Source organism: Micromonospora sp. NPDC048843 (genome assembly GCF_040649965.1).
Classification (GTDB): domain Bacteria; phylum Actinomycetota; class Actinomycetes; order Mycobacteriales; family Micromonosporaceae; genus Micromonospora; species Micromonospora hortensis.
This window is the reverse complement of sequence record NZ_JBEZGJ010000238.1, coordinates 1-8,772: the sequence shown is the minus strand read 5'-3', so window position 1 is coordinate 8,772 and position 8,772 is coordinate 1. Positions and strand designations below refer to the sequence as shown.

Below are 8,772 nucleotides of genomic sequence, written 5' to 3'. Positions count from 1 at the left end.
CTTTGCGACGCCGTCCCGGGTGCGGAACTCCACCCGCAGGTCGTCGACCTCGAGCAGCCGCGCCGCCGGTCGGGCCGGCACCGCCAGCACCACGGCGTCCACGTCGACCAGTTCGGGGTCGCGCGTCGGGCCGACAGTGAGCCGCCAACCCGTGTCGGTCGCTGTCAGCTCGCGCACCGCGGCGTCCCGCCGTACCGTCGCACCGCTGGCCGTCACCGCCGCCTCGACCAGGGTGCTCAGCCCACCGGCGAGGGTGCCGAAGACCGGGGCGCCGGGCGCACGCGGCGCGGCGGCCTGCGCGGCCCGGACCGCGCCGACCAGGGTGTGCTCCACCCGGGCGGCGCGGGCCAGCGCCGGCATCGTCGTGACCAGGGAAAGATCGTCGGCGCGGCCCGCGTACACGCCGCCCAGCATCGGGTCGACCAGCCGCTCGACCACCTCGTCGCCGAAGCGGGACCGGACCAGCGCGCCCACCGAGACGTCAGCGTCCGGCCCGACCAGCGGCCGACCGCCGTCGGTGTCGGCGTCCGCGGCTGGGCGGGCGACAGTGGCCACCCGATCCAGATCCCCGGGTACGCCCACCAGGGTGCCGCCCGGGATGGGGCGCAGCCCTCCGTCGATGACCAGCGCGGCCTGCCCGACGGTGGGGTGCACGATCTTCTCGGCCAGCCCGAGCCTGCGGGCGAACGCCACCGCCGCACTCTCGGAGCCGGTCGGGTCGCGCATCAGGAACGACTCCGCGCCGAACTCCACCGGCTGACCAGCAAGCTCCCCGGTGCGCAGCTTCCCGCCCAGCACGCCGGACTGCTCGTACACGGTGATCTCGGTGCCGGCCGGTGCCCTGTCGCGCAGGCGGACCGCGGCGGCCAGACCGGCGACCCCGCCGCCGACCACCGCCACCCGCCAGGGCTGCCGCATTCCCGGTCAGCCCTGGTCGGCCCGGCGGCTGGACAGCTCGTGCACCAGCGCGACCACCCGGGTCAACACCTCCGGGTCGGTCTCCGGCATCACCCCGTGGCCGAGGTTGAACACGTGCCCGGGGGCCGCCCGGCCCTGCTCCAGGATGCGGCGCACCTCGGCCTCCACGACCGGCCACGGCGCGAGCAGCACGCACGGGTCCAGGTTTCCCTGCACCGCCTTGTCGGCGCCGATCCGGCCGGTGGCCACGTCCAGCGGCGTACGCCAGTCGACGCCGACCACGTCGGCCCCGGCCTCGCCCATCGCACCGAGCAGCTCGGCGGTGCCCACCCCGAAGTGGATCCGGGGCACCCCGGCGTGCGACAGCCCGCTCAGCACGGTGGTCGAGTGCGGCAACACGAAACGGCGGTAGTCGGCCTCGGAGAGCGCGCCGGCCCACGAGTCGAACAGCTGCACGGCGGACACGCCGGCCTCGATCTGCACGCGCAGGAAGGCCAACGTCACCTCGGCCAGCCGGGCGCACAGCGCGTGCCACAGCTCGGGATCGCCGTACATCAGGGCCTTGGTCTTCGCGTGGGTGCGCGACGGCCCGCCCTCGACCAGGTAGCTGGCCAGCGTGAACGGCGCGCCGGCGAAGCCGATCAGCGGGGTGTCGCCAAGCTCGACCACCAACTGCCGGACGGCCTCGTCGACGTACGAGACGTCGTCGCGGGTGATCAGGCGGATCCGCTCCACGTCGGCGGCGGTGCGGATCGGCTCGGCCACCACCGGGCCGGTGCCCGGCACGATGTCCAGGTCGATCCCGGCCGCGGCGACGGGCACCACGATGTCGCTGAACAGGATCGCCGCGTCCACGCCGTGTCGGCGCACCGGCTGGAGGGTGATCTCGGTGACCAGATCCGGGCGCCGGCAGGACTCCAGCATCGGCACGCTCGCCCGGATCTCCCGGTACTCCGGGAGGGAGCGGCCGGCCTGGCGCATGAACCAGACCGGGGTGTGCGGAACGGGCCGACGTCGGCAGGCCCGGATGAAGGGCGAGTCGGCCGGTCCGCCGGGGCGGGAATCTCCGTCTCGGGCGACAGTGCCCGTGGTGTCCGTGGTCATCGCCGCAATCGTGCCACGCCCGCCACCCCCAAGCGGGTGGGGGTGAGAGGAAGGGCACCGTTCCTTACGCCCGGTGCCCGTCATGAGCGTCGGCGCGCCGTCGAAGCGGGCAACGGACGGCGGCATAGGCTGCCGACATGGCCCCCCCGATCGCGCTCCCGGAGACGTTCGCCCGCGCGGTCGCCGGGCTGCGGTCGGCCGCCCCGCGGCCGGAGATCACCCTGGAGGAGGTCGGCGCCCCCCAGCGGCTGGCCCCGTACGCGTTCGCGCTCGCCGCGACGGTGCTGCGCGACGACGACGAGGTGGCGACCGGCCGACTGATCCTGCTGCACAACCCGGTCGGGCACGAGGCGTGGCAGGGCACCCTGCGGCTGGTCACCTACGTGACCGCCGAGTTGGAGGTCGATCTGGCCGCCGACCCGCTGCTGCCCGGGGTCGGCTGGACGTGGCTGACCGACGCGTTGGACGCCCAGGACGCCGGCCACCGGGCGATCGGCGGGACGGTGACGCAGACCATGTCGACCCGGTTCGGCGATCTCGCCGGGCCACCGACCATCGGTGACATCGAGATCCGCGCGTCCTGGACGCCGATCGACGACGACCTGACCCCACACCTGCTCGGCTGGTGCGCGTTGCTCGCCTCCACCGCCGGCCTTCCCCCACCCGGCGTCACAGCCCTCTCCGACCGCCGCCCCGCCGGCGCAGCCTGACCCCCACCCCCCGTCTGCGTCGATCATGGGGTTGTGGTGGGCGAGATGCGGCTCCGTGCGGCATTTGTGGGGCACCACAAGTCCATGATCGACGGGGTGGGAGCGGGAGCCCCAGGACATCCGGCCGACACCTGATCGACACACGCCGGACCGGCTGCACACGCCGGATCTCCGCGCGCACTAGGGTTGGCAGGTGACCGACGAACCACCCCTGCGCCGTCGGCCCACCGAAGAACTCCCGGGAAACGCACCCCAGCACCCGCCGTCGGCCCAGCCGCAGCCGGCGGGCGAGGGGGCCGACCCGGCCGACGGTGGGCCCGTTCCGCTGATCGCCCCGCGTGACGGCACCCCCGATCCGGTGGCCGCCCCGGCCGAGCTTGCCGAGGTCGTGGCCCGCTTCGCGGCGGGCACCGGCCCGGTCGCCCTGGACGCCGAACGGGCTTCCGGCTACCGCTACAGCCAGCGCGCATACCTGGTGCAACTGCGCCGGGCCGGTGCGGGCACGGCGCTGATCGACCCGTTGCCCCTGCCCGACCTCAGCGCGCTGGACGCGGTGATCGGTGAGGCCGAGTGGGTCCTGCACGCCGCCAGCCAGGATCTGCCCTGCCTGGCCGAGGTGGGGTTGCGTCCACGCCGACTGTTCGACACCGAGCTGGCGGCTCGGCTGGCCGGCTTCGAACGCGTCGGGCTTGCCGCGCTCACCGAGCAGCTGCTCGGGTTCACCCTGGAGAAGCACCACTCGGCGGCCGACTGGTCGAGCCGACCGCTGCCCGAGTCGTGGTTGACGTACGCCGCCCTCGACGTGGAACTGCTCACCGACCTGCGCGACGCGCTGGACGCCGAGTTGACCCGGCAGGGCAAGTCGGCCTGGGCCGCTGAGGAGTTCGCCGCGCTGGTCCGTACCGGGGCACGCCCGCCCCGGGTTCGGGCGGAGCCGTGGCGGCGCACCTCGGGCATCCACCGGCTGCGGGGGGCGCGGGCCCAGGCCCGGGTCCGCTCGATGTGGTACGCCCGGGACCAGATCGCTTCCCGGCGGGACGCCGCTCCCGGTCGGGTGCTGCCCGACTCGGCGATCATCGCCGCGGCCGAGCTGGACCCGAAGGACGAGAAGACCCTGCTGACGCTGCCCGGCTTCGGTGGTCGGTCGGTCCGTCGACTGGCCCGCACCTGGCTCGCCGCGCTCGACGACGCCCGGCAGCTGCCGGAGGATTCCCTGCCGGTCTCGCCGGCCGTGGAGGGCCCGCCCCCGCCGCACCGATGGGCCGAGCGGGACCCGGTGGCGGCCGGCCGGCTGGCTCGCTGCCGGGAGGTCGTGATCCGCATCGCCGGCGAGCACAATCTTCCGCCGGAGAACCTGATCACTCCGGACTCGGTCCGCCGGCTGGCCTGGACCCCGCCGGAGGAGATCTCCGAGGAGTCGGTAGCGGAGACCCTGCGCGGCCTCAACGCCCGCGAGTGGCAGATCGGGCTCCTCATCCCCGACCTGACCGAAGCCCTGGCACCGGCGGCCTCGGCCGCCTGACCCGACCCCCGGGTGTGGGGTGGGCCACAGGCGGGGGTGGGGGCGGGGTTGGTTACTGGCGAGTAGCATCCGAGGGAAATGTGCCCGTGTCGGCGACCCTTGTTCGGACCGACGTGCCGCCCGGCGCGACTGCCGAATCACGGTCGAATAGGAGGCTCAAGTGCCCCGTGAAGTTCGCGACGTCGTCTTCGTCGACGGCGTCCGTACCCCGTTCGGCAAGGCGGGTGGCATGTACGCCAACACCCGCGCCGACGACCTGGTGATCCGCTGCATCCGGGAACTGCTGCGTCGCAACCCGCAGCTGCCCCCGGAGCGGGTCGAGGAGGTCGCCATCGCGGCCACCACCCAGATCGGCGACCAGGGCCTCACCATCGGCCGCACCGCCGCCCTGCTGGCCGGGCTGCCCAAGACCGTCCCCGGCTTCGCCATCGACCGGATGTGCGCGGGGGCGATGACCGCGGTCACCACGGTGGCCAGCGGCATCGCCATGGGCGCGTACGACATCGCCATCGCCGGTGGCGTCGAGCACATGGGCCGCCACCCGATGGGTGAGGGCGTCGACCCCAACCCGCGCATCGTCGCGGAGAAGCTGGTCGACCCGTCCGCGCTGGTGATGGGCTCCACAGCGGAGAACCTGCACGACCTGGTCCCGCACATCACCAAGGCACGCACCGACGCGTTCGCGCTCGCCTCGCAGCAGAAGACCGCCAAGGCTTACGCCAACGGCAAGCTCCAGGACGACCTGGTGCCGATGTCGATCCGCGACGCGGAGGGCGGTTGGGGTCTGGCCACCGTGGACGAGGCCCCGCGGGACACCTCGCTGGAGAAGCTGGCCACCCTGAAGACCCCGTTCCGCCCGCACGGCAAGGTCACCGCGGGCAACGCGGCCGGCCTGAACGACGGCGCCACAGCGAGTCTGCTGGCCGACGAGGCCACCGCTCGCGAGCTGGGCCTGCCGGTCGCCATGCGGCTGGTGTCGTTCGGGTTCGTCGGAGTCGAGCCGGAGGTGATGGGCGTCGGCCCGATCCCGTCGACGGAGAAGGCGCTGCGCCTCGCCGGGCTCAGCATCGACGACATCGGGCTGTTCGAGCTGAACGAGGCGTTCGCCGTGCAGGTGCTCGCCTTCCTCGACCACTTCGGCATCGCCGACGACGACGCGCGGGTCAACCCGTGGGGCGGCGCGATCGCCATCGGTCACCCGCTGGCCTCCTCCGGCGTGCGGCTGATGACGCAGCTGGCCCGCCAGTTCGCCGAGCACCCCGAGGTCCGGTACGGCCTCACGGCGATGTGCATCGGCATCGGCATGGGCGGCACTGTCATCTGGGAGAACCCGCACTGGGAGGGTGGCAACAAGTGAAGGCACCGAACGAGGTCGTCACCCGGGCGCTGCTGCGCAAGGTGAACGTGCCGGGGCTGGACCGGCCCGCCGCCCTGATCACGCTGGACAACGGCTTCGACCACACCAAGCCGAACACTTTCGGCCCGGGTGGGCTGGCCAGCCTGGACGAGGCGATCACCGCCGCGCTCGCCGCCGACCCGGCGTTCATCGCGGTCACCGGCAAGCCGTACATCTTCTGCGTGGGCGCGGACATCGTGGGGCTGCCGCAGCTCGCCGACCGCGCGCAGGCGCTGGAGATCGGGCGGCTCGGCCACCGGGTCTTCGCCCGGCTCAAGGACAGCACCGTCCCCACGTTCGCGTTCGTCAACGGCGCGGCGATGGGCGGTGGCCTGGAGCTGGCGCTGCACTGCCACTACCGGACGCTCTCCGGCGGCGCGGCGGCCCTCGCGCTACCCGAGGTCTCCCTCGGCCTGGTGCCCGGCTGGGGCGGCACCCAGTTGCTGCCGAACCTGATCGGCATCCCCGCCGCGACCCAGGTGATCATCCAGAACCCGCTGATGCAGAACAAGATGCTCAAGCCGAAGCAGGCGGCCGAGCTGGGCATCGCGGACATCCTGTTGGAACCGGCGGACTTCCTGGAGCGGTCCCTGGAGTGGGCTGCCGGCGTGGTCCGGGGTCAGGTCACAGTGACCCGGCCCGAGGTCGACAAGGACATGTGGGCGGGCGTGCTCTACTTCGCCAGGGAGACGCTGAACCAGCGGCTGCACGGCGCGGTCCCGGCCGCGTACAAGGCGCTCGACCTGCTGGAGACGGCGAAGGACGGCGACTTCGCCGCCGGCACCGCCGCCGAGGACGAGGCCCTCGCGGACCTGGTCTTCTCCGAGGAACTGCGCAGCGGCCTGTACGCGTTCGACCTGGTGCAGCGGCGGGCCAAGCGCCCGGCCGGCGCACCGGACAAGGGCCTGGCCCGCACGATCACCAAGGTCGGCATCGTCGGCGCGGGTCTGATGGCCAGCCAGCTGGCGCTGCTGTTCGCCCGCCGCCTCCAGGTGCCTGTGGTGATGACCGACCTCGACCAGTCCCGGGTCGACAAGGGCGTCGGCTACGTGCACACCCAGATCGAGAAGGCCGTCATCAAGGGCCGGATGGACAAGAACACCGCCGCCAAGCTGTACGGCCTGGTCAGCGGCACTGTCGACAAGAGCGCCTTCGCCGACGCGGACTTCGTCATCGAGGCGGTCTTCGAGGACCTGGGCGTCAAGAAGCAGGTCTGGGCCGAGTTGGAGAAGATCGTCTCTCCGGAGGCGGTGCTCGCCACCAATACCAGCTCGCTATCGATCACCGAGATGGCCGCCGAGTTGGAGCACCCGGAGCGGGTGGTCGGCTTCCACTTCTTCAACCCGGTGGCAGTGCTGCCGCTGCTGGAGATCGTCCGGGGCGAGCGCACCGACGACGTCACCCTGGCGACCGCGTTCGCCGTGGGCAAGCAGCTCAAGAAGTCGAGCGTGCTGGTCAAGGACGCTCCGGCATTCGTGGTGAACCGGCTGCTCACCCGCTTCCTGGGCACCGTCTTCGCCGCCGTCGACGCGGGCACTCCGCTGGACGTGGCGAACAGCGCCCTGGACCCGCTGGGCCTGCCGATGCGTCCGCTCGCCCTGCTCCAGTTGGTCGGGCCGGCCGTCGCCTACCACGTGGGCGGCACCCTGCACGACGCGTACCCGGACCGGTTCGGGGTCAGTGAGAACCTCAAGCGGATCGCCGACTCGGGTCAGCCGCTCGTGGTCGACGACCAGATCAACGAAGAGGTCGCCAAGCTGCTCGTGGTCGGTGACCAGCCGCTGACCGCCGAGCAGGTACGCCAGAACGCCCTCGACGCGCTCGCGCAGGAGATCCGGCTGATGCTGGACGAGGGTGTGGTCGCCGAGGCGCAGGACATCGACCTGTGCATGATCCTGGGCGCTGGCTGGCCGTTCCACCTGGGCGGCGTCACGCCGTACCTGGACCGGACCGGCACCTCCGAGCGGGTCGCCGGCCAGCGGTTCCTACCGCCCGGCGCGGCGAGCCTGCCGGCCTGAGGAGATAGCAGCACCACAGTCGCGGTGGTCGGACCGTCCCTGGTGGACGGATCGGCCACCGCGACCGTTTGTGATCAGACGATCGCGGGTTGCGGCTTTCCGCCGGGACAACGGCGGGCGCCGCGCCGGGTTAGGATCACGCGCTTTGCACCCCCATCTTGGAGCTGACTGATGTCCCAGCCGCCGGCCAATCCCTACGGCCCGCCGCACGATTCCCCCGACCCGTCGCAGCAGCCGGGCCAGCAGCCTGGCGGCTGGCCGCCGCCGCAGCAGCAGGGACAGCCGCAGCACCCCGGTGGTTTCCCACCCGCGCAGCCGGGCTTCCCGCCCGCGCAGCCTGGTTTCCCGCCCGCGCAGCCTGGTTTCCCGCCCGCGCAGCCGGGCTTCCCGCCCTACGGCGACCCGAACATGGCCGGTGGCCCTCCCCCGGCGAAGAAGTCGAACGTCGGCAAGATCGTGCTGATCGTGTTGGCCGTGGTGCTGGTGCTCTGCCTCGGCGGCGCGGCGATCACCTGGCTCGTCGTCAAGGACGACGTGGGCGCCGTGGTGGACGCCAGTAAGACCCGGGTGGTCGCGCCGGCCACCCTCGCCGACCGGCCGAAGCTCACCGACCCGCAGCTCCAGGCGGCCGCCGAGCAGGCGGTCAGTGGGATGAAGTCGGCGGCGCAGAACGAGACGAGCACTGTCGCCGCCTTCTACGGCGACCCGACCAAGCAGGACCTCGTCATGATCGCGGGTGTGTCCGCGCTCCTGTCGGACCCGAAGAAGGAGCTCGACGCCTATGTGGACGGCCTGTCCAAGCAGCTGACGGTCGACGCGATGACGGCTGTCGACGCTGGCCCGCTCGGCGGCGAGGCGCGCTGCGGCGACGGCAAGGCCGATACCGTCCCGCTGGGCATCTGCGTCTGGGCCGACCGGGGCAGCCTGGGCATGGTGGTGATGTACTTCAAGTCCGCCGACCAGGCGAAGACCGAGTTCGCCACGATCCGGGGCCAGGTCGAGCAGCAGTCCTGATCCGTACGCGACCGGGGCCGGGGGGGGGGGGCTCGGCGGGGGGGTGGGGGGCCGGTGAGGGTAGTGGGACGGCGGGTCCGCAGGGCTGGT

The 8,772-nt window shown here is 72.7% G+C and carries 7 protein-coding genes; 5 read left to right on the top strand and 2 right to left on the bottom strand.

Annotation, left to right across the window (positions count from 1 at the left end):
- A partial coding sequence (gene hemG, locus AB0C20_RS33070; RefSeq protein WP_357569474.1) for a protoporphyrinogen oxidase occupies positions 1-918 on the bottom strand: 918 nt, incomplete at its 3' end.
- 6 nt (positions 919-924) lie between these two features.
- A complete protein-coding gene (hemE, locus tag AB0C20_RS33065) occupies positions 925-2,022 on the bottom strand; it encodes a uroporphyrinogen decarboxylase (protein ID WP_357182678.1) in 1,098 nt (365 codons plus the stop codon).
- Positions 2,023-2,159: 137 nt separating this feature from the next.
- On the opposite strand from hemE, the gene AB0C20_RS33060 reads away from it, so the two are divergent.
- The 5 genes from AB0C20_RS33060 to AB0C20_RS33040 all read left to right on the top strand — a co-directional run bounded on the left by AB0C20_RS33060 (position 2,160) and on the right by AB0C20_RS33040 (position 8,682).
- The gene (locus AB0C20_RS33060; RefSeq protein ID WP_091400652.1) at positions 2,160-2,732 is read left to right on the top strand and encodes a DUF3000 domain-containing protein; all 573 of its coding nucleotides are present in this window, start codon (positions 2,160-2,162) and stop codon (positions 2,730-2,732) included.
- 193 nt (positions 2,733-2,925) lie between these two features.
- Positions 2,926-4,254: a ribonuclease D gene (locus AB0C20_RS33055; RefSeq protein ID WP_357569472.1), complete on the top strand. Its 1,329-nt coding sequence runs from the start codon at positions 2,926-2,928 to the stop codon at positions 4,252-4,254.
- 160 nt (positions 4,255-4,414) lie between these two features.
- The gene (locus tag AB0C20_RS33050; protein ID WP_357569471.1) at positions 4,415-5,611 is read left to right on the top strand and encodes a thiolase family protein; all 1,197 of its coding nucleotides are present in this window, start codon (positions 4,415-4,417) and stop codon (positions 5,609-5,611) included.
- Positions 5,608-7,668, top strand: coding sequence for a 3-hydroxyacyl-CoA dehydrogenase NAD-binding domain-containing protein (locus tag AB0C20_RS33045; protein ID WP_357182686.1), 2,061 nt, complete (start codon positions 5,608-5,610; stop codon positions 7,666-7,668). The genes AB0C20_RS33050 and AB0C20_RS33045 overlap by 4 nt, the downstream gene beginning before the upstream one ends.
- A 171-nt stretch (positions 7,669-7,839) precedes the next feature.
- Complete coding sequence (locus AB0C20_RS33040) at positions 7,840-8,682, top strand: hypothetical protein (protein WP_357182688.1); 843 nt, start codon at positions 7,840-7,842, stop codon at positions 8,680-8,682.
- Positions 8,683-8,772 lie beyond the last annotated feature (90 nt).

Excerpts from the sequence above, each read along its gene's own strand:
- AB0C20_RS33060 (WP_091400652.1), top strand. The coding sequence starts at position 2,160 with ATGGCCCCCCCGATCGCGCTCCCGGAGACGTTCGCCCGCGCGGTCGCC.
- hemE (WP_357182678.1), bottom strand. The coding sequence starts at position 2,022 with ATGACCACGGACACCACGGGCACTGTCGCCCGAGACGGAGATTCCCGC.
- AB0C20_RS33040 (WP_357182688.1), top strand. The coding sequence starts at position 7,840 with ATGTCCCAGCCGCCGGCCAATCCCTACGGCCCGCCGCACGATTCCCCC.